We start from the raw sequence: 25,223 nt of genomic DNA on the forward strand, positions 1-25,223 counted from the left end.
GTGTGAAGTTGTGTTCGGCGGTGACCTACTCTCCCACACCCTCACGAGTGCAGTACCATCGGCGCTGGCAGGCTTAGCTTCCGGGTTCGGAATGGGACCGGGCGTTTCCCTGCCGCTATGGCCGCCGTAACTCTGTGAAACAAGGCCCACGTGTTTTCCGCGTGGGTGTGTTGTTTCAGATACTGCACAGTGGACGCGTTGCGATTCTTTAGGGGCTGTTTGTGTGTAAGCCCTCGGCCGATTAGTACCGGTCACCTGCACGCATTGCTGCGCTTCCAGTTCCGGCCTATCAACCCCATGGTCTGTGGGGGGCCTTAACCACGCGAAGGTGGTGAGAAACCTCATCTTGGAACAGGCTTCCCGCTTAGATGCTTTCAGCGGTTATCCCTTCCGAACGTAGCTAACCAGCGATGCTCCTGGTGGAACAACTGGCACACCAGAGGTTCGTCCGTCCCGGTCCTCTCGTACTAGGGACAGCCTTCCTCAAGTTTCTTACGCGCGCGGCGGATAGAGACCGAACTGTCTCACGACGTTCTAAACCCAGCTCGCGTGCCGCTTTAATGGGCGAACAGCCCAACCCTTGGGACCTACTCCAGCCCCAGGATGCGACGAGCCGACATCGAGGTGCCAAACCATCCCGTCGATATGGACTCTTGGGGAAGATCAGCCTGTTATCCCCGGGGTACCTTTTATCCGTTGAGCGACACCGCTTCCACTTGCCGGTGCCGGATCACTAGTCCCGACTTTCGTCCCTGCTCGACGTGTCAGTCTCACAGTCAAGCTCCCTTGTGCACTTGCACTCAACACCTGATTGCCATCCAGGCTGAGGGAACCTTTGGGCGCCTCCGTTACTCTTTAGGAGGCAACCGCCCCAGTTAAACTACCCACCAGGCACTGTCCCTAACCCAGATCATGGGCCGAGGTTAGACGTCCAATACGATCAGAGTGGTATTTCAACAACGACTCCACACACACTGGCGTGCATGCTTCACAGTCTCCCACCTATCCTACACAAACCGAATCGAACGCCAATACCAAGCTATAGTAAAGGTCCCGGGGTCTTTTCGTCCTGCCGCGCGTAACGAGCATCTTTACTCGTAGTGCAATTTCGCCGAGTCTGTGGTCGAGACAGCAGAGAAGTCGTTACGCCATTCGTGCAGGTCGGAACTTACCCGACAAGGAATTTCGCTACCTTAGGATGGTTATAGTTACCACCGCCGTTTACTGGGGCTTAAATTCTCAGCTTCGCCTTGCGGCTAACCGGTCCTCTTAACCTTCCAGCACCGGGCAGGCGTCAGTCCGTATACATCGACTTACGTCTTCGCACGGACCTGTGTTTTTAGTAAACAGTCGCTTCTCTCTGGTCTCTGCGACCACCCCCAGCTCAGATCGCAAGGATCGTCACCGGGCGTGGTCCCCCTTCTCCCGAAGTTACGGGGGCATTTTGCCGAGTTCCTTAACCACAGTTCTCTCGATCGCCTTGGTATTCTCTACCTGATCACCTGTGTCGGTTTGGGGTACGGGCCGTGTATGAACTCACTAGAGGCTTTTCTCGGCAGCATAGGATCACTGAATTCCCCACAACGGGTATGCATCAAGTCTCAGCCTTGATGTGACACGGATTTGCCTATGTCACGGCCTACACTCTTACACCAGTACAACCACTGACTGGCCCAGCTACCTTCCTGCGTCACCCCATCGCTTGGCTACTACCAGTTCAGGTCCCGCGCATCCGGTCCACGTCATCCCGAAGGATGCTCTAGGACGTTCAGGGCGGTTAGTATCACTGATTCACCATGGGCGCGCACACACGGGTACGGGAATATCAACCCGTTGTCCATCGACTACGCCTGTCGGCCTCGCCTTAGGTCCCGACTCACCCTGGGCAGATTAGCTTGACCCAGGAACCCTTGATCATTCGGCGGACGAGTTTCTCACTCGTCATTCGCTACTCATGCCTGCATTCTCACTCGTGTGGCCTCCACGCCTGGATCACTCCGGCGCTTCTATGGCCACACGACGCTCCCCTACCCATCCATACACCTGCCCGGAGGAGGTTATTGTATGAATGCCGCGGCTTCGGCGGTGTACTTGAGCCCCGCTAAATTGTCGGCGCAGGACCACTTGACCAGTGAGCTATTACGCACTCTTTCAAGGGTGGCTGCTTCTAAGCCAACCTCCTGGCTGTCTCAGCGATCCCACATCCTTTTCCACTTAGTACACGCTTAGGGGCCTTAGCCGGCGATCTGGGCTGTTTCCCTCTCGACTATGAAGCTTATCCCCCACAGTCTCACTGCCGCACTCTCACACCTCGGCATTCGGAGTTTGGCTGACGTCAGTAACCTTGTAGGGCCCATCGGCCATCCAGTAGCTCTACCTCCGAGGTGAAACATGCGACGCTGCACCTAAATGCATTTCGGGGAGAACCAGCTATCACGGAGTTTGATTGGCCTTTCACCCCTACCCACAACTCATCCCCTCAGTTTTCAACCTAAGTGGGTTCGCGCCTCCACGACGTCTTACCGTCGCTTCACACTGGCCATGGGTAGATCACTCCGCTTCGGGTCTAGAGCATGCCACTGAAACGCCCTATTAGGACTCGCTTTCGCTACGGCTTCCCCACACGGGTTAACCTCGCGACATACCACTAACTCGCAGGCTCATTCTTCAAAAGGCACGCCATCAGCTTATGAGCCTCTGACGGATTGTAAGCACACGGTTTCAGGTACTATTTCACTCCCCTCCCGGGGTACTTTTCACCATTCCCTCACGGTACTAATCCGCTATCGGTCACCAAGAAGTATTTAGGCTTACCGGGTGGTCCCGGCAGATTCACAGCAGATTTCACGGGCCCGCTGCTACTTGGGAACACAAATCGCCCCGCCGCAAGGTTTTCAGGTACGGGACTCTCACCCTCTCCGGCCGACCCTTCCAAGTCGTTCCCCTAACCCGCGATCAATCAGCGCCCGGTCCGGCAGAACCGGGACATCATGCCCCACAACACCACACACGCAACCCCTGCCGGGTATCACACGCATGCGGTTTAGCCTGATCCGCGTTCGCTCGCCGCTACTGACGGAATCACTATTGTTTTCTCTTCCTGCGGGTACTGAGATGTTTCACTTCCCCGCGTTCCCTCCACACACCCTATGTATTCAGATGCGGGTAACACGCCATCACGCGTGCTGGGTTTCCCCATTCGGACACCCTCGGATCACAGCTCGTTTGGCAGCTCCCCGAGGCTTATCGCAGCCTACTACGTCCTTCATCGGCTCTTGGTGCCAAGGCATCCACCGTGTGCTCTTACACACTTACATTCACAAACAATTAAAGATGCTCGCGTCCACTGTGCAGTTCTCAAACAACACACACCAACCCCACCCACACCCCGGCCACGTATGGCGCATCAGATGTCTCGGGAATCAGTGCCATCAGAAACAACCAAACCCGAAGGCCCGATGGTGTTGTTTCAGACACCCAACAGTGTGTTTCGTCCGGACCACGCTCCCCCCGGAACGCCGGCCCTGAGCCGACGCCCGAAGATCAAGGCGAGTCCTACGCGATAGTGTTCCACCCAATGAGCCACAGAGCGCGCCACATTCGGACGCGAACCCTGCGCAAACTCTGACCACACCAAAGCGTGGTGAGTGCTCCTTAGAAAGGAGGTGATCCAGCCGCACCTTCCGGTACGGCTACCTTGTTACGACTTCGTCCCAATCGCCGATCCCACCTTCGACGGCTCCCTCCACAAGGGTTAGGCCACCGGCTTCGGGTGTTACCGACTTTCATGACGTGACGGGCGGTGTGTACAAGGCCCGGGAACGTATTCACCGCAGCGTTGCTGATCTGCGATTACTAGCGACTCCGACTTCATGGGGTCGAGTTGCAGACCCCAATCCGAACTGAGACCAGCTTTAAGGGATTCGCTCCACCTCGCGGTATCGCAGCCCTCTGTACTAGCCATTGTAGCATGTGTGAAGCCCTAGACATAAGGGGCATGATGATTTGACGTCATCCCCACCTTCCTCCGAGTTGACCCCGGCAGTCTCTCACGAGTCCCCACCATCACGTGCTGGCAACATGAGACAGGGGTTGCGCTCGTTGCGGGACTTAACCCAACATCTCACGACACGAGCTGACGACAACCATGCACCACCTGTATACAAGCCACAAGGGAAACGACATCTCTGCCGTCGTCCTGTATATGTCAAGCCTAGGTAAGGTTCTTCGCGTTGCATCGAATTAATCCACATGCTCCGCCGCTTGTGCGGGCCCCCGTCAATTCCTTTGAGTTTTAGCCTTGCGGCCGTACTCCCCAGGCGGGGCGCTTAATGCGTTAGCTACGGCACGGAGTCCGTGGAAGGACCCCACACCTAGCGCCCACCGTTTACGGCATGGACTACCAGGGTATCTAATCCTGTTCGCTACCCATGCTTTCGCTCCTCAGCGTCAGTTACTACCCAGAGACCCGCCTTCGCCACCGGTGTTCCTCCTGATATCTGCGCATTTCACCGCTACACCAGGAATTCCAGTCTCCCCTGTAGTACTCAAGTCTGCCCGTATCGCCTGCACGCCCCCGGTTAAGCCGAGGGATTTCACAGACGACGTGACAAACCGCCTACGAGCTCTTTACGCCCAGTAATTCCGGACAACGCTCGCACCCTACGTATTACCGCGGCTGCTGGCACGTAGTTAGCCGGTGCTTCTTCTGCAGGTACCGTCACTTGCGCTTCGTCCCTACTGAAAGGGGTTTACAATCCGAAGACCGTCATCCCCCACGCGGCGTCGCTGCATCAGGCTTTCGCCCATTGTGCAATATTCCCCACTGCTGCCTCCCGTAGGAGTCTGGGCCGTGTCTCAGTCCCAGTGTGGCCGATCACCCTCTCAGGCCGGCTACCCGTCGTCGCCTTGGTAGGCCATTACCCCACCAACAAGCTGATAGGCCGCGGGCTCATCCTGCACCGAAAAACTTTCCAACCCCCACCATGCGGCAGGAGTTCATATCCGGTATTAGACCCGGTTTCCCAGGCTTATCCCGAAGTGCAGGGCAGATTACCCACGTGTTACTCACCCGTTCGCCACTCGTGTACCCCCGAAGGGGCCTTACCGTTCGACTTGCATGTGTTAAGCACGCCGCCAGCGTTCGTCCTGAGCCAGGATCAAACTCTCCATAAAAGCTTCTCAGCACTACGAAAAGCACAATCCAAGCAAAAACAAACCAAAAACTGGCTGTTCAAACAAAAACGCGACCCCCACGACAGGGATGTGAAAGGGTCGCAACCAAACAAAAAATTTGGCACTATCACAAACAAAACACACTGTTGAGTTCTCAAACAACACCCACACACCACTGACCAGCCATCCGAAGACAACCAGCTCGCGGGGTAGTCACTGCAATCCGCCACCCGCTCGGGGCAACTTCTCCAGCGTAGGTGACCCGCCCGCCCCAGTCAAACCAGGAGAACCGGACACCCGCACTTTCCCACCACCCGAACCAGGCCCTCGCCTCTCGGCTCCGGCCCGCTCCCTGGCGGCTCCGATAAAGTTACACGGGAGTGTCCACGAAACCAAATCCGGCCTGTTTTCGCTGGTAGATACCCATTTTGTCGAATCAAGACGCCTTGGCCTGTCGAGGGCACAGGTGGAGCGGCACCACCACCACCCTTGCGGGCTCCCGGCTGAGACCTTCCGAGTCTTCCGCCTGGACCATCGGCGTGTCGTCTGTCCGCTCGGCCCCACGACCTACGCCCGACCGGGCGTCGGCCGCGGTTCGTCGAGAACCCATTGCGGCTCGGGGGGTGTGGCCCGTTCGGTGGAACAGTCGATGCTGGGCTCTCCCCCGAGCCTTCACCGGGTCTCCCCGCCTGCGGCTGGCGAACTCCGGTCGGAACCGCATCGCGAGGCGAACACACCAGGCGAGAACACCACGCCGGTCCCCGCTCCCTAGGGCGTGCCCGAGTCGTGAGTGGGTGTTGTTCGACCAGTCCGACCCCGCGATCGGGACGGGGGTGTCAACGGCGGGTGGGTATTGCCACCTACGTGACGGCCGGAATCGGACCCCTCCGGTTGCGTGGCTGAGCGGTCAAGAGCCCTCGACATGTCCCGCCTCGGTGGGGGTGTCCGCCTCGTGTGCGGATCTCGGCGTGGTGGATGAGGTGGCCCGTCATCTCGACGACGACGACGATGGCCTGGGCGACGATCTGGCCCGCGCCAGACCGGTGTGTTCTGGGTGCCCAGGATCAAACGTCACTCGTGGCGGTGAGCCTCGAACCGGCAGAACAGTCTCGCGGCACCGAAGTCGGCCGTGTACCGCCGGCCTCGTCGATGCGGAGTGGCTTTCAGCGCCTCGGCTCACGTAGCCCGGGTTCTGGGTGCTTCTCGGCATGCGCGGTCTGGAGCTCGGCCGGCCATCCGACCGCGGGGTCGAATTGCACGGCGTAGCCACCGGCAATCGCCCTGTATCCGAGCGCGACAGCCAGCCGGGTTCTGCCAGCCCGAGGCCCGAGGCGCCCGACGCCGGCGGCCTCGGCGAGGTACGTGCTCGCCGTCGGATGCTCTAGCACCTCCCTGAGCAAGGTGAGTTGATGGCCGACGTTGAGGTCCCCGAGCATCGTGATTCGCGGAACGTGCGCCGCGCGACTGCGAAGCCGGATGCCGGATGCCGGATGCCGGGAACCTTCACGGCCGTCGACCCGGCGTCCCAGGACTGTGGCCGGGTATTCCCCGAAGGTCGAGCCCCGGCCGCGGGCGGTGTCGGCGAGCTCGCTGAACCAGCGGAGATGGTCGGGGGTCTTGAGCTCCCCGGCGGCATGGGCGACCTCGGGCGGGTCAGCCAACGAGATCTGGGGCTCCTCCGACACCGGCCCGCTTCCAGGAAGTCACGGCACTCGTGCATTCCCCGACAGCGGATGTCAGCCTCCTAGGCTGTGGCCCCGCAACCGACCCTGTTTGACATGCGAGAGCTCCTCGCCCGTGGGACCGCCGTCTCGCTCGAAGCGGAGCTTGTGCTCTGACCCCGACTCCCGCGCGTCGTCGACCCGGTACCGCGTGATCGATGATCCGCGCGCCAATCTGGACGCTAGCGTCGACCGTACTCGTCTCTTTCGTGCCGGCCCTGACCATGCGCGACGCGAACACGCTGATGGATCGCGGCCGACACTACTTCGACTGTTGCCACGTTCGGACTCTGAACGCCTCCGGGATTGCCGCCCTCCTCATCGACCAACCGGATAACGCCGTGGAGGTGGTTTGTCTACGGTTCCCCACGGCGCCTCTTCGTGATTGCAGACCCCCGTGCCGTCCCGCCGCTCGCGTGTCGGGCGACGCGCGAGCCGGTTGCGACACCGACGAGATCTCTATCGATTCGGACATCGGCGTACTCGCCCGGGTGGCCGCATCCGACGACTCCTGGGAGGCCCGACTCGGGAGCCCGCGGTGATCGGTCAGCGCACTCCCCACGAGGTTCATCATTGGGACCGCGATGGCCCCACCATTCTCGGCGGTGATGGCTGGACCGCGAGATGTTCGGCATCGCGACCGGCAATTGGGCATGTCGTGATCATCGGCCACGTCGCGATCATTCATGGCCCCCCCAGCCGCTGAGGCCTTCACTCGAACACGATCCGCGGTCATCGGAACCCGGGTCAACCGTCTCGTCGGCCCGGTGCCCTCAGCACCCGAGTGGAACCGCTAGCGGACAATGCCTGGGCCGACGAGCCGGTGTGCCCCGCCGGCATTGCTGCGTCCACGGCCGGGTGCCAACCGGCAGAGTGCGCGCATGCCCTCGCCGCGGCCCTCGAGCCGGGCCGAGATTCAGCCGAGCCAGCCAGCGTGAGAAGCGCCCTCGAGCCCGGCGCTTTGACCGTCCGCGGTGCTGGACTGTAACCCGGCGGCAGCCTTCGTCCGAACCTGCAACGACGGCCCGACACCAACCTCGGGGGGTTCAGAGGACTGCCTTTCGGCTCTGCCCATGAGCCCCTTTCCGCACCGCGTCACCCACCATGCCGGAGAGGACGGGATCTAAACCGAGCGCCCGCACAATTTTTGGCCGGTCGTGGCCGCCGAGTGGACCAGAGCAGCTACAGAGCTGCACGTTGAGCGTTAGGCTCTCGCCGCCTCTATCGAAGATGACCTGGTCACACCCGGTCACCCCCTGCGGTGATTTTCTACCCCCGGGCGGGGACGACACGATCGCGCTGCCGCCCGAGACCGGCTACACGGGCGCCCTCACACTCGTGGAGAAGGCGGCTGTTCGAGGTGGGTAGTGAGCCGAGGACGGACGGCGACAAGATCAGCCCCGACGGCGTGTTCATCCACGATCAGGGCGCCAGCGCTCCCGTCTGACCCTGGGCCGAACAGGGAGCTCGAGCGCTGCACCCGTCCACGGACTTCCCTGCTCGACCCATCTCCGGCGGGCCGAATGAGACAGGAATGCCGGTGACCCCCGCGCAGACCTCATCGCGTGCGAACTCCGAGTCCCAGATTCTCCAGCTTCATGGCTATCCGGGCGGGGCTCGCCGATCTGGGCGCACGAGGTGAGTGTCGTCAGAGTCTTCTGGCTCGGTCAGGTGACGACTTCGACCGATAGTCACCGTCTTCAACGACGATCCCGTGCCCACAGTAACGGCCACCTCCAACGACGACGCAAGGTATCCCGGGCCATCCCTGCGTGGAAAGACTACCGACGGGCGGATCGTCGCCAGCTGAAGAGGAGAACAAGCACGAGCTGCCCGGCCTAGGTGGGAATCAAGCACGCGTCGTCGTCAAAAACCCTGATAGTGGAGGAACCCTCGAGGATGGACACGAAACTTCCGTTGGTGAGGATGCTCGCTCTTCGACCGCCCAGCCCGCTAGAGACGCACGTGCCCATCCGCCTATAGGCGAACCCGGTGAATGTTCCGGGGACGTCGGATGAGTATCCGAATTGGCGGGTGCCGTTGTCGGGTCCCGGTGGTGAGGTGGTGGGTGTGGAGCAGTTGCGGGGTTCGTTGTTGGCGCGTCGGGTGATGGGTGCCGCCGGCGGTCGGCTGGCCTGATGGCCGGGTCGGCCTGGTGCGGGCCGGCCTGGTGCGGGCCGGCCTGGTGTGGGTGAAATGACGAGAGCCCCGAGTCACCGGTGAGGGTGATTCGGGGCTCTCGTGTGAAGTTGTGTTCGGCGGTGACCTACTCTCCCACACCCTCACGAGTGCAGTACCATCGGCGCTGGCAGGCTTAGCTTCCGGGTTCGGAATGGGACCGGGCGTTTCCCTGCCGCTATGGCCGCCGTAACTCTGTGAAACAAGGCCCACGTGTTTTCCGCGTGGGTGTGTTGTTTCAGATACTGCACAGTGGACGCGTTGCGATTCTTTAGGGGCTGTTTGTGTGTAAGCCCTCGGCCGATTAGTACCGGTCACCTGCACGCATTGCTGCGCTTCCAGTTCCGGCCTATCAACCCCATGGTCTGTGGGGGGCCTTAACCACGCGAAGGTGGTGAGAAACCTCATCTTGGAACAGGCTTCCCGCTTAGATGCTTTCAGCGGTTATCCCTTCCGAACGTAGCTAACCAGCGATGCTCCTGGTGGAACAACTGGCACACCAGAGGTTCGTCCGTCCCGGTCCTCTCGTACTAGGGACAGCCTTCCTCAAGTTTCTTACGCGCGCGGCGGATAGAGACCGAACTGTCTCACGACGTTCTAAACCCAGCTCGCGTGCCGCTTTAATGGGCGAACAGCCCAACCCTTGGGACCTACTCCAGCCCCAGGATGCGACGAGCCGACATCGAGGTGCCAAACCATCCCGTCGATATGGACTCTTGGGGAAGATCAGCCTGTTATCCCCGGGGTACCTTTTATCCGTTGAGCGACACCGCTTCCACTTGCCGGTGCCGGATCACTAGTCCCGACTTTCGTCCCTGCTCGACGTGTCAGTCTCACAGTCAAGCTCCCTTGTGCACTTGCACTCAACACCTGATTGCCATCCAGGCTGAGGGAACCTTTGGGCGCCTCCGTTACTCTTTAGGAGGCAACCGCCCCAGTTAAACTACCCACCAGGCACTGTCCCTAACCCAGATCATGGGCCGAGGTTAGACGTCCAATACGATCAGAGTGGTATTTCAACAACGACTCCACACACACTGGCGTGCATGCTTCACAGTCTCCCACCTATCCTACACAAACCGAATCGAACGCCAATACCAAGCTATAGTAAAGGTCCCGGGGTCTTTTCGTCCTGCCGCGCGTAACGAGCATCTTTACTCGTAGTGCAATTTCGCCGAGTCTGTGGTCGAGACAGCAGAGAAGTCGTTACGCCATTCGTGCAGGTCGGAACTTACCCGACAAGGAATTTCGCTACCTTAGGATGGTTATAGTTACCACCGCCGTTTACTGGGGCTTAAATTCTCAGCTTCGCCTTGCGGCTAACCGGTCCTCTTAACCTTCCAGCACCGGGCAGGCGTCAGTCCGTATACATCGACTTACGTCTTCGCACGGACCTGTGTTTTTAGTAAACAGTCGCTTCTCTCTGGTCTCTGCGACCACCCCCAGCTCAGATCGCAAGGATCGTCACCGGGCGTGGTCCCCCTTCTCCCGAAGTTACGGGGGCATTTTGCCGAGTTCCTTAACCACAGTTCTCTCGATCGCCTTGGTATTCTCTACCTGATCACCTGTGTCGGTTTGGGGTACGGGCCGTGTATGAACTCACTAGAGGCTTTTCTCGGCAGCATAGGATCACTGAATTCCCCACAACGGGTATGCATCAAGTCTCAGCCTTGATGTGACACGGATTTGCCTATGTCACGGCCTACACTCTTACACCAGTACAACCACTGACTGGCCCAGCTACCTTCCTGCGTCACCCCATCGCTTGGCTACTACCAGTTCAGGTCCCGCGCATCCGGTCCACGTCATCCCGAAGGATGCTCTAGGACGTTCAGGGCGGTTAGTATCACTGATTCACCATGGGCGCGCACACACGGGTACGGGAATATCAACCCGTTGTCCATCGACTACGCCTGTCGGCCTCGCCTTAGGTCCCGACTCACCCTGGGCAGATTAGCTTGACCCAGGAACCCTTGATCATTCGGCGGACGAGTTTCTCACTCGTCATTCGCTACTCATGCCTGCATTCTCACTCGTGTGGCCTCCACGCCTGGATCACTCCGGCGCTTCTATGGCCACACGACGCTCCCCTACCCATCCATACACCTGCCCGGAGGAGGTTATTGTATGAATGCCGCGGCTTCGGCGGTGTACTTGAGCCCCGCTAAATTGTCGGCGCAGGACCACTTGACCAGTGAGCTATTACGCACTCTTTCAAGGGTGGCTGCTTCTAAGCCAACCTCCTGGCTGTCTCAGCGATCCCACATCCTTTTCCACTTAGTACACGCTTAGGGGCCTTAGCCGGCGATCTGGGCTGTTTCCCTCTCGACTATGAAGCTTATCCCCCACAGTCTCACTGCCGCACTCTCACACCTCGGCATTCGGAGTTTGGCTGACGTCAGTAACCTTGTAGGGCCCATCGGCCATCCAGTAGCTCTACCTCCGAGGTGAAACATGCGACGCTGCACCTAAATGCATTTCGGGGAGAACCAGCTATCACGGAGTTTGATTGGCCTTTCACCCCTACCCACAACTCATCCCCTCAGTTTTCAACCTAAGTGGGTTCGCGCCTCCACGACGTCTTACCGTCGCTTCACACTGGCCATGGGTAGATCACTCCGCTTCGGGTCTAGAGCATGCCACTGAAACGCCCTATTAGGACTCGCTTTCGCTACGGCTTCCCCACACGGGTTAACCTCGCGACATACCACTAACTCGCAGGCTCATTCTTCAAAAGGCACGCCATCAGCTTATGAGCCTCTGACGGATTGTAAGCACACGGTTTCAGGTACTATTTCACTCCCCTCCCGGGGTACTTTTCACCATTCCCTCACGGTACTAATCCGCTATCGGTCACCAAGAAGTATTTAGGCTTACCGGGTGGTCCCGGCAGATTCACAGCAGATTTCACGGGCCCGCTGCTACTTGGGAACACAAATCGCCCCGCCGCAAGGTTTTCAGGTACGGGACTCTCACCCTCTCCGGCCGACCCTTCCAAGTCGTTCCCCTAACCCGCGATCAATCAGCGCCCGGTCCGGCAGAACCGGGACATCATGCCCCACAACACCACACACGCAACCCCTGCCGGGTATCACACGCATGCGGTTTAGCCTGATCCGCGTTCGCTCGCCGCTACTGACGGAATCACTATTGTTTTCTCTTCCTGCGGGTACTGAGATGTTTCACTTCCCCGCGTTCCCTCCACACACCCTATGTATTCAGATGCGGGTAACACGCCATCACGCGTGCTGGGTTTCCCCATTCGGACACCCTCGGATCACAGCTCGTTTGGCAGCTCCCCGAGGCTTATCGCAGCCTACTACGTCCTTCATCGGCTCTTGGTGCCAAGGCATCCACCGTGTGCTCTTACACACTTACATTCACAAACAATTAAAGATGCTCGCGTCCACTGTGCAGTTCTCAAACAACACACACCAACCCCACCCACACCCCGGCCACGTATGGCGCATCAGATGTCTCGGGAATCAGTGCCATCAGAAACAACCAAACCCGAAGGCCCGATGGTGTTGTTTCAGACACCCAACAGTGTGTTTCGTCCGGACCACGCTCCCCCCGGAACGCCGGCCCTGAGCCGACGCCCGAAGATCAAGGCGAGTCCTACGCGATAGTGTTCCACCCAATGAGCCACAGAGCGCGCCACATTCGGACGCGAACCCTGCGCAAACTCTGACCACACCAAAGCGTGGTGAGTGCTCCTTAGAAAGGAGGTGATCCAGCCGCACCTTCCGGTACGGCTACCTTGTTACGACTTCGTCCCAATCGCCGATCCCACCTTCGACGGCTCCCTCCACAAGGGTTAGGCCACCGGCTTCGGGTGTTACCGACTTTCATGACGTGACGGGCGGTGTGTACAAGGCCCGGGAACGTATTCACCGCAGCGTTGCTGATCTGCGATTACTAGCGACTCCGACTTCATGGGGTCGAGTTGCAGACCCCAATCCGAACTGAGACCAGCTTTAAGGGATTCGCTCCACCTCGCGGTATCGCAGCCCTCTGTACTAGCCATTGTAGCATGTGTGAAGCCCTAGACATAAGGGGCATGATGATTTGACGTCATCCCCACCTTCCTCCGAGTTGACCCCGGCAGTCTCTCACGAGTCCCCACCATCACGTGCTGGCAACATGAGACAGGGGTTGCGCTCGTTGCGGGACTTAACCCAACATCTCACGACACGAGCTGACGACAACCATGCACCACCTGTATACAAGCCACAAGGGAAACGACATCTCTGCCGTCGTCCTGTATATGTCAAGCCTAGGTAAGGTTCTTCGCGTTGCATCGAATTAATCCACATGCTCCGCCGCTTGTGCGGGCCCCCGTCAATTCCTTTGAGTTTTAGCCTTGCGGCCGTACTCCCCAGGCGGGGCGCTTAATGCGTTAGCTACGGCACGGAGTCCGTGGAAGGACCCCACACCTAGCGCCCACCGTTTACGGCATGGACTACCAGGGTATCTAATCCTGTTCGCTACCCATGCTTTCGCTCCTCAGCGTCAGTTACTACCCAGAGACCCGCCTTCGCCACCGGTGTTCCTCCTGATATCTGCGCATTTCACCGCTACACCAGGAATTCCAGTCTCCCCTGTAGTACTCAAGTCTGCCCGTATCGCCTGCACGCCCCCGGTTAAGCCGAGGGATTTCACAGACGACGTGACAAACCGCCTACGAGCTCTTTACGCCCAGTAATTCCGGACAACGCTCGCACCCTACGTATTACCGCGGCTGCTGGCACGTAGTTAGCCGGTGCTTCTTCTGCAGGTACCGTCACTTGCGCTTCGTCCCTACTGAAAGGGGTTTACAATCCGAAGACCGTCATCCCCCACGCGGCGTCGCTGCATCAGGCTTTCGCCCATTGTGCAATATTCCCCACTGCTGCCTCCCGTAGGAGTCTGGGCCGTGTCTCAGTCCCAGTGTGGCCGATCACCCTCTCAGGCCGGCTACCCGTCGTCGCCTTGGTAGGCCATTACCCCACCAACAAGCTGATAGGCCGCGGGCTCATCCTGCACCGAAAAACTTTCCAACCCCCACCATGCGGCAGGAGTTCATATCCGGTATTAGACCCGGTTTCCCAGGCTTATCCCGAAGTGCAGGGCAGATTACCCACGTGTTACTCACCCGTTCGCCACTCGTGTACCCCCGAAGGGGCCTTACCGTTCGACTTGCATGTGTTAAGCACGCCGCCAGCGTTCGTCCTGAGCCAGGATCAAACTCTCCATAAAAGCTTCTCAGCACTACGAAAAGCACAATCCAAGCAAAAACAAACCAAAAACTGGCTGTTCAAACAAAAACGCGACCCCCACGACAGGGATGTGAAAGGGTCGCAACCAAACAAAAAATTTGGCACTATCACAAACAAAACACACTGTTGAGTTCTCAAACAACACCCACACACCACTGACCAGCCATCCGAAGACAACCAGCTCGCGGGGCAGTCACTGCGATCCGCCACCCGCTCGGGGCAACTTCTCCAGCGTAGGTGACCCGCCCGCCCCAGTCAAACCAGGAGAACCGGACACCCGCACTTTCCCACCACCCGAACCAAGCCCTCGCCTCTCGGCTCCGGCCCGCTCCCTGGCGGCTCCGATAAAGTTACACGGGCCGCGGCGAAAGTACTAATCGCCTGGTCAGAGGCGGTTTCGGCGTTGCGTGCCCGATCTCCGCCCCGTCGACCTCAACGATGGGTGGGCACTCGCTCGATCTCGCCGCCGAGGGACCGGACGTTCCCGACGAAGTCGGAGTATCCCCGGTCGATGTGGAAGACCTCGCAGACCTCGGTGACGTCGTCCGCGCACATGCCGGCCAACACGAGCCCGGCCCCGGCGCGGATGTCGCTCGCCCAGACCGTCGCGGAGTCCAGGCGTTCGCGGCCGACGATCTTGGCGTGGTGACCGTCGGTCTCGGCGGTGACGCCCATGCGGACCATCTCCTCGACGAACCGGAACCGTGCCTCGAAGAGGTTCTCGGTCACCACCGACACCCCCTCGGACACGGAGGCGAGTGCGATCGCCATCGGCTGGAGGTCGGTGGGGAAACCGGGGAAGGGCAGGGTCCGGATGTCCCGGGCCCGCGGCCGGCCCTCCTGGGCGACCCGGATCCAGTCGGGCCCGGTCTCGACGTCGGCACCCACCGCGCGCAGGTTCTCCAGCACCACGTGGATGAACATGGGGTCGATGCCGGTGACGGTGACGTCGCCCCGGGTCATCACCGCACCCATGGCCCAGGTGGCCGCGACGATCCGGTCCCCGACCACCCGGTGACTGACCGGCGTCAACTCATCGACGCCGCGGACGGTGATCGTGCTCGTCCCCGCGCCGCTGATCTGTGCCCCCATCTCGTTGAGCAGGTCGCAGATGTCGACGATCTCCGGCTCGCGCGCGGCGTTCTTGAGAACCGAGGTGCCCTCCGCCAGGACCGCCGCGGTCACGAAGGTCTCGGTCGCGCCGACGGACGGGAAACTCAACTCGTAGTTCGCGCCGCGGAGCTCGGTCGCGTCGGCGACGAGTCGGCCGTGGTCCATGCGGGTGCGGGCGCCGAGCCGGTTGAGTCCGTTCTGGTGCCAGTTGAGGGGACGGCTTCCGATCGCGTCTCCGCCGGGCATCGCGATCACGGCGCGATGATGGCGGCCGACCAGTGGTCCCAGGATGCACACCGATGCGCGCAGGCGCTGGGCCGCTTTGTCATCGGCCACGTGCCCCAACTCGGCCGGGGTGTCGATCACGACGGTGTCGCCGGACACCTCGACCGTGCACCCGAGGTGGCGCAGCACATCAGCCATCGCGGGGACGTCGGAGATCGTCGGGCAATTGGTCAGCGTCGTCCGCCCCTCGGCCATGAGCGCCACCGCCATCAGCTTGAGCACGCTGTTCTTGGCGCCTGATACGGAGATCTCACCGGACAGTCGGGTACCGCCGCGGACGAGGAAGCTCTCCTCGCGGGACGTGGGATTAGCGCTCACGGTTCCACCCTAGGCGAGAGGAGGGAGGGATCCGCTCCAGCCGCGGCCCCGCGGCAGCGTAGGTTGGCCGACATGGCTGTTCACCTGACCAAGATCTATACCCGGACCGGCGACGACGGGTCCACGGGCCTCTCCGATTTCTCGCGCGTGAGCAAGAACGATCCCCGACTGGTGGCGTACGCGGACTGCGACGAGGCCAACGCGGCGATCGGCGTGGCCGTGACGCTCGGAGGCCTGGACGACCGTGTCGTCGCGGTACTGCGGACCGTGCAGAACGACCTCTTCGACGCCGGCGCGGACCTGTCGACGCCGGAGGTCGAGGACCCCAAGTACCCGCCGCTGCGCATCGAGCAGGCCTATATCGATCGCCTCGAGAGCTGGATCGACCAGTTCAACGCCGAGGTGCCGGACCTGACGTCGTTCATCCTGCCGGGCGGGTCCCCGGGGGGTGCGTACCTGCACGTCGCCCGCACCGTCACCCGACGGGCGGAGCGTTCGGCATGGGCGGCCGTCGAGGCGCACCCGGAGACGACCTCGGTCCTGCCGGCGAAGTACCTGAACCGGCTGTCGGATCTGCTGTTCGTCCTGGGCCGGGTCGCGAACCCGGAGGGCGACGTCCTGTGGGTGCCCGGCGGGGAGCGGGGCTGACCGGAGCTCAGCGGACGGAGCGCGGCTGACCGGACCGCGACCGGCCGGAGCGGTGCGGGTCAGGGCAGCGCGCCCATGCGGCGCGCTGCGTTGACCGCCTCGAACCGGGTGTGCGCGTCGAGTTTCCGCATCACCGACCGCAGGTAGCTCTTCACCGTCTCGGCACCGATGCCCATGTCGGCGGCGGTCTCGATGTTGGTCTTTCCCTGGGCGACGCACGCCAGCACGTCGAGTTCGCGGCGGGACAACCGCGCGGTGGGCATCTCGGGCGGCGGGGAGACCATCTCGGCGCAGATGCGTTCGAGCTCCACGCGGACGTCCGGGTCCTCGGTGCGTGAGGCGAGCATCCGCAGGCGGGCGTGGGTCTCGCGCATCCGCTCGTTGGACAGCACGTCGTCCCACCGGCCCTCGCCGGAGCCGGGCCCGACCGGGGCGGCGCCGCGGGCCGCCAGTGCGTCGTTGACCGCGATCTCCTGTTCCAGGGCACGGGCCGGTGGCCGCCATCTGGTTGAGGACCTTCTCGCCGAACCGGACCGAGGAGTGGACACCGGCGTAGATCACCGCGCGTACGTCCTTGCCCACCACGACGGGGATCGCGGCCATCGACCGCAGCCCCTCGGAGAGCACCGGCAGGTCGTACTCGTGGGTGATGACCCCGGCCCGCGGGTAGTCCGCCACGCCGACCGGCTTGCCGGTGGCCATGACCCGACCGCCCACGCCGGCCCCGTAGTGGACCTTGAGGTCCTTCATCGCCGAGGTCCGCATCCCGAGGGACTCGGACAGGACCAACGTGTGGCCCTCCCCGACGACACCACCGATCGTCACGGGGATCCCCGTGGCCTCCCGCAGCGCCGCGATCGCGCTACGCACCGAGGCGAGGTCACGCTTGCGTCGCTGGGCGTCCCCGGCGCCGCTCGGGCCGTGGCCGGTGTTGTCCTCGTCCACGAGGTCTCCTCCCTCGTCCGTGCAGCACCCCCGCCGCGGGCGGGTTGGCCCCCCTGCCGGTGCGACACTTCGGCGTCGTCAGCGCCACTATACGCACGTGGTCGGGGTGACGCCGAACCAGAACATGAGAGAGCCGTCAGGTCGTCGGGGGTACCGGCCGCAGCTTCGTCCCCGCGCAGCGGTCAGGGGGTGAAAGCTGGATCGAATGCCTCCGGATCCTCGGGATCGGCCAACATCGCGGCGACCCCGGTGACGGGCGCCGTGCGCTGTTCGTCGTAGATCCATTCCTCGACGTCGCTGGAGTCCGGGTCGCCGACGAGGTACGGGTGCAGGCCCAGCATGGCCGAGGCGTCAACCGTCTCCCCGGTGTCCAGCACGGCCTCGTCGAGGAAGCGGACCACCTCGTCGTCGTCCATCTCCACGCCGATCACCACCAGACCCTCCGGCCCCTCTCCCTCGGCGCGCAGCTCCAACCGGCGGCCCACCAGAGCCACCTCGTAGCGGCGGGGGCCGTCCGCGCCTGCCAGGGTCAACGTGCCCTTGGCGCGGTAGGCGCCGGCCGGCGGCGCCGAGACCGCGGTGAGGAAGCGGCGCGGGTGCAGGGGACCGGCCGGCGTCACGGTGACAGCCGTGTAGCCGTCATGCAGGTGTCCGTGCTCGTGGTGTCCGTGCTCACCGTGTCCGTGGTCACCGTGTCCGTGCTCGCCGTGTCCGTGCTCGCCGTGCCGGTGGCTGCCGCCGGACGTCGCGGCGGGCGCGGCGGTCGGTGGGCCGTCGGGGGCCATGTCCAGGAGCAACCCGGCCGGGACCGCGGCGCGCACCGCCGGGAGCACGGCCACGCGCGGGGCGTGGGTGCGGATCGTCGCGCGTAGTTCACCGAACCGCTCGCGGGTGACGAGGTCGCATTTGTTGACGACGACGAGGTCCGCCTCTGCCAGGTGCGACGCGAGTCGCGGGTGACGCGTCAGGGCGTCGTCGAGACCTTCGGCGTCGACCACCTGGACCATCCCCGCGTGGCGCGCCACGTCCCGCGGCACGTCGTGGACCATCCGCGACAGGACGGGCGGCTCGGCCAGGCCACTGGCCTCGATGACCGCGAGGTCCAGGCCCAGCTCGGGACCCGCGAGCCGAGTGAGGGTCTCGCCGAGCTCACCGGCGTCGACCTCGCAGCACACGCAGCCGTTGGCGAGCGAGACCATGGAGTCCACCCGCCCGGCGACGGCGGTGGCGTCCACGTCGATCTCGCCGAAGTCGTTGACGATCGCGGCGATGCGCAGCCCCGGCGCGCCGGACAGCAGGTGGTTGAGCAGGGTGGTCTTGCCCGCGCCCAGGTACCCGGTGAGGACGAGCACGGGCAGGGGCTCACCGGGGGCGCGGTGCGCGTCGTGCGTCCCGCCACCGCCCCCGGCGAGGTGCCCGTGCCTCAGTCCGTCGGTCAGCGACGCCACTCGGGCTTCCGCTTCTCCGCGAACGCGGACATGCCCTCCGTCTGGTCCTCCGTGGCGAACAGCGCGTAAAAGGCGTTCTGCTCGGCGAGCAGGCCCTCCTCGAGGGTGGTCTCGAAGGAACGGTTGACCGCCTGCTTGGCGACGACGGCCGTGGTCTTGCTCATGGAGGCGATCGTGGTGGCGACCTTCATGGTCTCGTCGAGCAGCTCGGCCGCCGGGACGACGCGCGCGACCAGGCCGGAGCGCTCGGCCTCGTCGGCGTCCATCTGGCGGCCGGTCAGGCACAGGTCCATGGCCTTGGCCTTGCCCACCGCACGGGTGAGGCGCTGCGAACCGCCCATGCCGGGGATGACGCCGAGGGTGATCTCGGGCTGGCCGAACTTGGCGTTGTCGCCGGCGATGATCATGTCGCACATCATCGCCAGCTCGCAGCCGCCGCCCAGGGCGAAACCGGACACGGCGGCGATGATCGGCGTGCGCGCGGCGGTGAGGCGCTTCCAGTCGTGGAAGAACCGCTCGAGGTAGATGCCCGGGTAGTTCTTGTCCTTCATCTCCTTGATGTCGGCGCCGGCCGCGAAGGCCTTCTCCGACCCGGTGATGACGATGCACCCGACCCCGGGATCGCCGTCCAACGCCTCGACGGCCTCGACGACCTCCTTCTCCATGCCGCTGGACAGCGCGTTGAGCGCCTTGGGGCGGTTGAGCGTGATGGTCGCGACCCGGTCGGTCTGCTCGACCAGGATGTTCTCGAACTGCTTCTCCGTCACGGACATGCGTGTCTCCAGTCTGTCGTCGTCAGGTGCCTGTTCGCCATTACTTGGAAGTCCTTGTAAAAGCTCCGGGGCCGATGCTAGCCGGTCACCGCGCGAGCGGCCCACCGTTCCACAGTCCCGACCGTACGGCCTGGCCGTGGGTGACGGTCGCCTCGCGCGCCTCGGGCACGAGCGGGGTGTACCGCACGAGCGATCCCCAGTCGCGGTCCCAGTCGTGTTCGAGGTAGGTCGGCACCGTCTCGCCCTCGAGCAGCAACTCGATGAACCCGATGGGGCCACCGCCGTCCCACGCCTGCCACGTGTTGGTGGAGCTCACGGCCAGTCCCCGATCGGGCAGGACGCGGTACTCAGGAAGTTCGTGGACGCCGGCGTACTCGTCGAACGGGCGCAGGCACGGGGTGTGGAACGCGACCGCCCAGTCCGGCAGCACCGGTCTCGAGTCGCCGACCAGTTGCTGCATGGTGACCAGCTCCGGCATGCGCGGCGGGGTGAACGCGATCCACCGCGACGGGTCCGGGTCGAGGTCGCGGACGACCAACCGGATGGCCGTGGCGTCGTCGGGCAGGGTGTCCGTCGGTACTCGCAGGTTGCGCCAGGACGGAGCCGGCCCGATGTCGATCGGCAGGACCGAGCCCGCCACCTCGAACTCCCCGCCGCCGGTGGAGTACTCGACGAGCACCGCGTCGGGAGCGAAGGACCCGGCCACGCCGATCGTGACGAGCGGGTTCTCCCCCTTCCGGCCGTTCTCCCCCGCCCCCTCGGGGAGCCGGTACCAGTCGGTGGTCGTCTCCGCGTTGAACTGCGCGCCCGACTGGTGGCTGCCGAGGACCGGCACGCGGGCGGGGTCGAGTCCGAACGGCAGGACTGCGTGGCTGCCGTTGATGCCCTCCCCGATGCGCACGCCGCCCTCGGTGCCGGCGGTGGTCGACGTGGTGTCGGAGCCCTCGCCGGTGCCGGGGGTGTCGGTATCGGCCGCCTGCGTGGCGGTGAGGTCGGTCGGGATCCCGTCGGGGTCGAACACGACCGCCTCGCCGCCGGCCTCGAGCTGATCCCGGGGCTCGCCGACGGGGGCGAGCAGGCCAGCGTTGGCGTCGGGCTCGGCGAGCACGACATCGGCGATGCCGCACGGCTCGCCGGAGAGCGCACGGAGGTTCTGCAGGCCCACCGAGTACGCGGGGTACTGGTTGCGGACCGCCGCGGCCATGGAGGCGACGATGACGACGACGACGAGGGCCGCGGCCAGCCCGAGTGGGGCGTGGGAGACCTCACGGGCGAACCGGATCAGGGGGCCGCGGTCGCCACCGTCCCGCTCCTGCCCGGTGCGCGTCATGAACGGCTCCCGGTAGTGCAGGACCAGGGCGGCGAGGAGCGCCAGGAGCATCAGCCCGAGGAACACCGAGTAGAGGGTGATCCCGGCGATGGTGGGCTGGGTGCCGCCCCACGGGATGCCGTAGATAGAGATGTACCACCAGCCGTTGGTGGAGGTGAAGCTCAGCGCCAGGACGAACAGGACACCGGCGAGGAAGAGCATGCGGTTGCGCAGTGACCTGGTCGCGGCCGGGAGGACCGCCATCGTCACCAGCGCCGCCAGTGCGGCGCCGATGGTGGCGAAGGCGCCGAAGTGGTGGGTCCACTTGGTGGGGTTGAGCGCCATGAAGGCGAGGGAGATGGCCGCCAGGCCGACGATGCGGCGGGCGGGTCCCACGGACACGCCGGGGATCCGGCCCTTGCGGAACAGGATCGCCGCACAGGTGATGAGGGACAGGAGCATGGCGAGCACCCCGAACCGGCGGGCGAGCGAACCGTCCGGGGTGGGGTTCATCAGCCATTCGTAGCGCCACACCTCCTCGTACCAGCTGCCCGAGGGGCCGACGTCCCCGAGCAGCGCCGACGACTGCAGCGTGGTGACCAGCGGCTGGTCGAGGAAGATGAGGTGCAGCACGCCCAGTCCGGCGGCCAGCAGCGGTGCGACGGTCGGTACCCAGCCGTCGCGCTTCGCGCGCCGGATGACGAGCAGCAGTAGTGGCCTGGACGCGGCGATGATGACCGCGATGCAGAACGTTCCCGTGGGTGCCGCGGACAGGGTGAGCCCACCGATGATGAACCCGGTCGCCGCGGGTAGCAGCCGTCCGGTCGCGAGTGCCCGCTCGAGCGAGACCCAGGTGGCCAGGACACCGAAGGCGATGATCGGTTCGGGCCGGAGGCCGTTGTTGTAGGTGAGCCAGAACGCGAGGAAGACCGCGGCGGTGCTCCACCGCACGGCCGCGGCGCGGCGGGCGGCGATGCCGAGCCTGGGGATGACCTCCCGGGACAGCAGGATCCACGAGGCGATGCCGAGCAGCAGCGCGGGCAGTCGGAGCCAGACACTGCCCAGCGAGATGGCGCTCATCGCCGTGTACAGGTAGTACGGCATGCCGAACGGCGCGTACGGGGCCCCGTAGTAGCGGAACACCTCGGGCATGTAGCCGCTGGAGACGGCAGCGCGCGCCTCGGTGAGGATGTAGCCGTCGTCGGCGGTGTTGGCCCCGATGACGTGCCACACCAGGAGCGTCGCCACGACCAGCAGGTCCAGCGGACGCGGTTTCCACCAGCCCGGTGGGAGGATGCGTCGCGCGGTCCGCCCGTCCCGCAGGTCGAGCCGGTGCAACTCGACGAGTGCCACGAGGATCGCGAGGATGCCCACGACGATCGCGATCTGCTTGATGGCGGTCGCCTGCGTGGTGTAGCGCGAGTCGACCGTGATGTCGACGGCCATGCCCTCCGGTGCCGCGCCCTCCAGGTCGGTGAACACCCCGACCACCTGTGGACGGAGGTCCGCGTCGATCCGGCCCCCGACGCCCTGCCCGTCGATCTCCAGGCCGACGAACTCGGCACCGATCGAGCCGGAGTCGGCCGTGACGCGGATCGTGGAGCACGCGCCGGGCGCGGCGACCGCGTCGGTGGGCGCGGAGGCGACGAGCGCGTTGCGGCTGCGGACCTCCACGTCGGGGCCGGCCACGGACACCATGAGCGCGCGGGCCGCCGCGTTCTCCCCCGCCTCGCGGGGCGCGGTCGAGACCAGCACGCCGTCCTCGCGGCCGTCGGGCAACTGCCCGACGGCCGTGCACGGCACCTCGACGGTGAGGTCGAGCGGGTAGTACGCGACGAGCGGCGCGGTGACCGGCTCGAGGGTGCCCGCCTCGGGCCAGCTGACGGTGGAGGTGGTCTGCGTGACCGGCAGCAGCGGCACGATGATCGCGAGCAGGATGCCGACGAGTCCGCTGACGGCGGCGACGATCCCCCACCGAGGTCCCCTACGGGACTTTTCCGGCACGTCAGGGACCTCGGCGGCAGTCGATGGCATGGCGTCCACGCTATAACGAGGGGAGGACGTTCCCCGAAACGACGAACGCGCCGGAGGGGGTTCCCTCCGACGCGTTCGTCGGTGTTGTGGCCAGAGTCGGGATCGAACCGACGACCTTCCGCTTTTCAGGCGGACGCTCGTACCAACTGAGCTACCTGGCCCTAAGACCACCGGCGCACCCGGTGAACACCGAATGCGCCGGTATGTCTCTGGCGACCCTGACGGGACTCGAACCCGCGACCTCCGCCGTGACAGGGCGGCGCGCTAACCAACTGCGCCACAGGGCCGTGCTCTTCGCACGAGAAAGAACATTAGTGGACCGCCGGACCTTTGCGCAAATCGGCCCCCTGCCAGCCGTATCCGAGCACGTCAGGGTCGCGACAGAGGCACGCGGGCCGTGAATGCACGAGGTCCCGGCCACCTGACGGTGACCGGGACCTCGACCATGTGTACCCCCTACGGGATTCGAACCCGCGCTGCCGGCGTGAAAGGCCGGTGTCCTAGGCCGCTAAACGAAGGGGGCCCACGCCACGTCCGGGTGCCCCGGTCCGCAGCGGGGTCCAGTGTAGGGCACCGCCCACCGGGCGGATAAACCAACCGCACACGAGGACGGTATCGTGACCGTCGCCCCTATAGCTCAGTTGGTAGAGCTACGGACTTTTAATCCGCAGGTCGTCGGTTCGAGCCCGACTGGGGGCACCATGTACCGCCCGGCGCGCGGGCCCATTGGACCTGCTCGCGCCCCGCTGGGAGAATCGGGGTCATGTCCGCACCCACCGCCGCCGCGGCCCCCGCACTGCGCATCGGCCCCCTGGAGCTCGCGTCCCCCGTCGTCCTGGCGCCGATGGCCGGGGTCACCAACGTCGCGTTCCGCACGCTCTGCCGCGAGATCGAGCGTGACCAGCAGGGCTCGGTGTCCGGCCTGTACGTCTGCGAGATGGTCACCGCCCGCGCCCTGGTGGAACGCCAGCCCGGGACGCTGCACATGGCCACCTTCGCCCCGGACGAGTCGCCGCGCAGTCTGCAGCTGTACACGGTCGACGCCGAGTACACCTACGCGGCCGCCAAGATGATCGTCGACGAGGACCTGGCCGATCACATCGACATCAACTTCGGGTGCCCCGTGCCCAAGGTCACCAGACGCGGTGGCGGGTCCGCCATCCCCTACAAGCGCCGGTTGTTCCGCTCGATCGTCGCCGCGGCGGTCCGCGCCACCGAGGGCACCGACATCCCGGTGACGGTGAAGATGCGCGTCGGCATCGACGACGCCCACCACACCCATCTCGACGCCGGCCGCATCGCCGTCGAGGAGGGCGCGCAGGCCGTCGCGCTCCACGCACGGACGGCCGCCCAGCGGTACTCCGGGGAGGCGGACTGGTCGCAGATCTCCCGGCTCGTCGAGCACGTCGGCGCGGTCTCGGATGTGCCGGTGCTGGGGAACGGCGACATCTTCTCCGCCGAGGACGCCGTGCGGATGCGTGAACAGACCGGCTGCGCGGGCGTGGTGATCGGCCGCGGTTGCCTCGGCCGTCCGTGGCTCTTCTCCGAACTGGCCGCACGGTTGGACGGTCGTGAGGCGCCGACCCCGCCCGCGCTGGGCGAGGTCGCGCGCATCATGTACCGCCACGGCGAACTCCTCGCGCAGCACCACGGCGAGGACAAGGGGATGCGCGACATCCGCAAGCACGTCGCGTGGTACCTCCGGGGCTTCCCGGCCGGATCGGAGAAACGGGTCGGCCTGTCCGCCGTCCGCACCCTGGACGACCTGGCCGAGCTGCTCGCGAACCTTCCCGCCGACGAGCCCTTCCCGGCCGACGGGTACGGACCGCGGGGGCGTCAGGGCTCCCCCTCCAAGGTGCTGCTGCCCGAGGGCTGGCTCGATGACCCGGAAGACGACGCCACCGCGCTCGAGGGCGCGGACGCCGAGAACTCGGGCGGCTGAGCCCGCCGCGGACGAATGTTCACCGGTCGTTCACCGCACCGGCGGTGACCGCCCTGACATGCGCGTATTCTGGCAA

7 protein-coding genes, 4 tRNA genes, 6 rRNA genes and 1 pseudogene are annotated in these 25,223 nt (G+C 64.1%); 3 read left to right on the forward strand and 15 right to left on the reverse strand.

Going from position 1 to position 25,223, the window contains the following annotated elements:
- Positions 1–12: 12 nt before the first annotated feature.
- From rrf (CK206_RS06960) to murA, 8 genes are all read right to left on the reverse strand, one after another.
- Positions 13–129, reverse strand: a 5S ribosomal RNA gene (rrf, locus tag CK206_RS06960).
- Between the two features lie 92 nt (positions 130–221).
- Positions 222–3,317 (reverse strand): 23S ribosomal RNA (locus tag CK206_RS06965).
- A 341-nt stretch (positions 3,318–3,658) separates the two neighbouring features.
- A 16S ribosomal RNA gene (locus CK206_RS06970) occupies positions 3,659–5,175 on the reverse strand.
- The 16S, 23S and 5S rRNA genes sit together here, the layout of an rRNA operon.
- A gap of 1,163 nt (positions 5,176–6,338) precedes the next feature.
- Positions 6,339–6,860, reverse strand: a complete 522-nt coding sequence (locus CK206_RS06975; protein ID WP_096905960.1) for a hypothetical protein — start codon at positions 6,858–6,860, stop codon at positions 6,339–6,341.
- Between the two features lie 2,289 nt (positions 6,861–9,149).
- A 5S ribosomal RNA gene (rrf, locus tag CK206_RS06980) occupies positions 9,150–9,266 on the reverse strand.
- A gap of 92 nt (positions 9,267–9,358) precedes the next feature.
- Positions 9,359–12,454, reverse strand: a 23S ribosomal RNA gene (locus CK206_RS06985).
- A gap of 341 nt (positions 12,455–12,795) precedes the next feature.
- Positions 12,796–14,312: ribosomal RNA gene (locus CK206_RS06990) — 16S ribosomal RNA — on the reverse strand.
- Between the two features lie 452 nt (positions 14,313–14,764).
- Entirely contained in the window at positions 14,765–16,048 is a 1,284-nt protein-coding gene (gene murA, locus CK206_RS06995; RefSeq protein WP_096905961.1) for a UDP-N-acetylglucosamine 1-carboxyvinyltransferase, read from the reverse strand.
- A gap of 72 nt (positions 16,049–16,120) precedes the next feature.
- Between murA and CK206_RS07000 the strand changes: the two genes are divergently transcribed.
- Positions 16,121–16,696, forward strand: a complete 576-nt coding sequence (locus CK206_RS07000; RefSeq protein ID WP_096905962.1) for a cob(I)yrinic acid a,c-diamide adenosyltransferase — start codon at positions 16,121–16,123, stop codon at positions 16,694–16,696.
- Positions 16,697–16,755: 59 nt separating this feature from the next.
- Here the strand turns inward: CK206_RS07000 and CK206_RS07005 are convergent.
- The 7 genes and pseudogenes from CK206_RS07005 to CK206_RS07035 form a co-directional block, all read right to left on the reverse strand.
- A pseudogene (locus tag CK206_RS07005) lies at positions 16,756–17,641 on the reverse strand (LuxR C-terminal-related transcriptional regulator).
- Between the two features lie 182 nt (positions 17,642–17,823).
- Positions 17,824–19,089 carry a GTP-binding protein gene (locus tag CK206_RS07010; protein WP_096905963.1) on the reverse strand — a complete coding sequence of 422 codons (1,266 nt, stop codon included), beginning with the start codon at positions 19,087–19,089 and terminating at the stop codon, positions 17,824–17,826.
- Complete coding sequence (locus tag CK206_RS07015; protein ID WP_096905964.1) at positions 19,077–19,862, reverse strand: enoyl-CoA hydratase; 786 nt, start codon at positions 19,860–19,862, stop codon at positions 19,077–19,079. The genes CK206_RS07010 and CK206_RS07015 overlap by 13 nt, the downstream gene beginning before the upstream one ends.
- Before the next feature lie 85 nt (positions 19,863–19,947).
- Positions 19,948–23,205: an arabinosyltransferase domain-containing protein gene (locus CK206_RS07020; protein WP_096907335.1), complete on the reverse strand. Its 3,258-nt coding sequence runs from the start codon at positions 23,203–23,205 to the stop codon at positions 19,948–19,950.
- 87 nt (positions 23,206–23,292) lie between these two features.
- Positions 23,293–23,366, reverse strand: a tRNA-Phe gene (locus tag CK206_RS07025).
- Between the two features lie 49 nt (positions 23,367–23,415).
- Positions 23,416–23,492 (reverse strand) — tRNA-Asp (locus CK206_RS07030).
- A gap of 163 nt (positions 23,493–23,655) precedes the next feature.
- Positions 23,656–23,728: transfer RNA gene (locus CK206_RS07035), tRNA-Glu, on the reverse strand.
- Between the two features lie 103 nt (positions 23,729–23,831).
- On the opposite strand from CK206_RS07035, the gene CK206_RS07040 reads away from it, so the two are divergent.
- Both CK206_RS07040 and dusB read left to right on the forward strand, forming a co-directional pair.
- Positions 23,832–23,907: transfer RNA gene (locus CK206_RS07040), tRNA-Lys, on the forward strand.
- 61 nt (positions 23,908–23,968) lie between these two features.
- Positions 23,969–25,147, forward strand: a complete 1,179-nt coding sequence (gene dusB / locus CK206_RS07045) for a tRNA dihydrouridine synthase DusB (RefSeq protein ID WP_096905965.1) — start codon at positions 23,969–23,971, stop codon at positions 25,145–25,147.
- Positions 25,148–25,223 lie beyond the last annotated feature (76 nt).

This window comes from Dietzia sp. WMMA184 (genome assembly GCF_002441635.1).
GTDB classification, from domain to species: domain Bacteria; phylum Actinomycetota; class Actinomycetes; order Mycobacteriales; family Mycobacteriaceae; genus Dietzia; species Dietzia kunjamensis.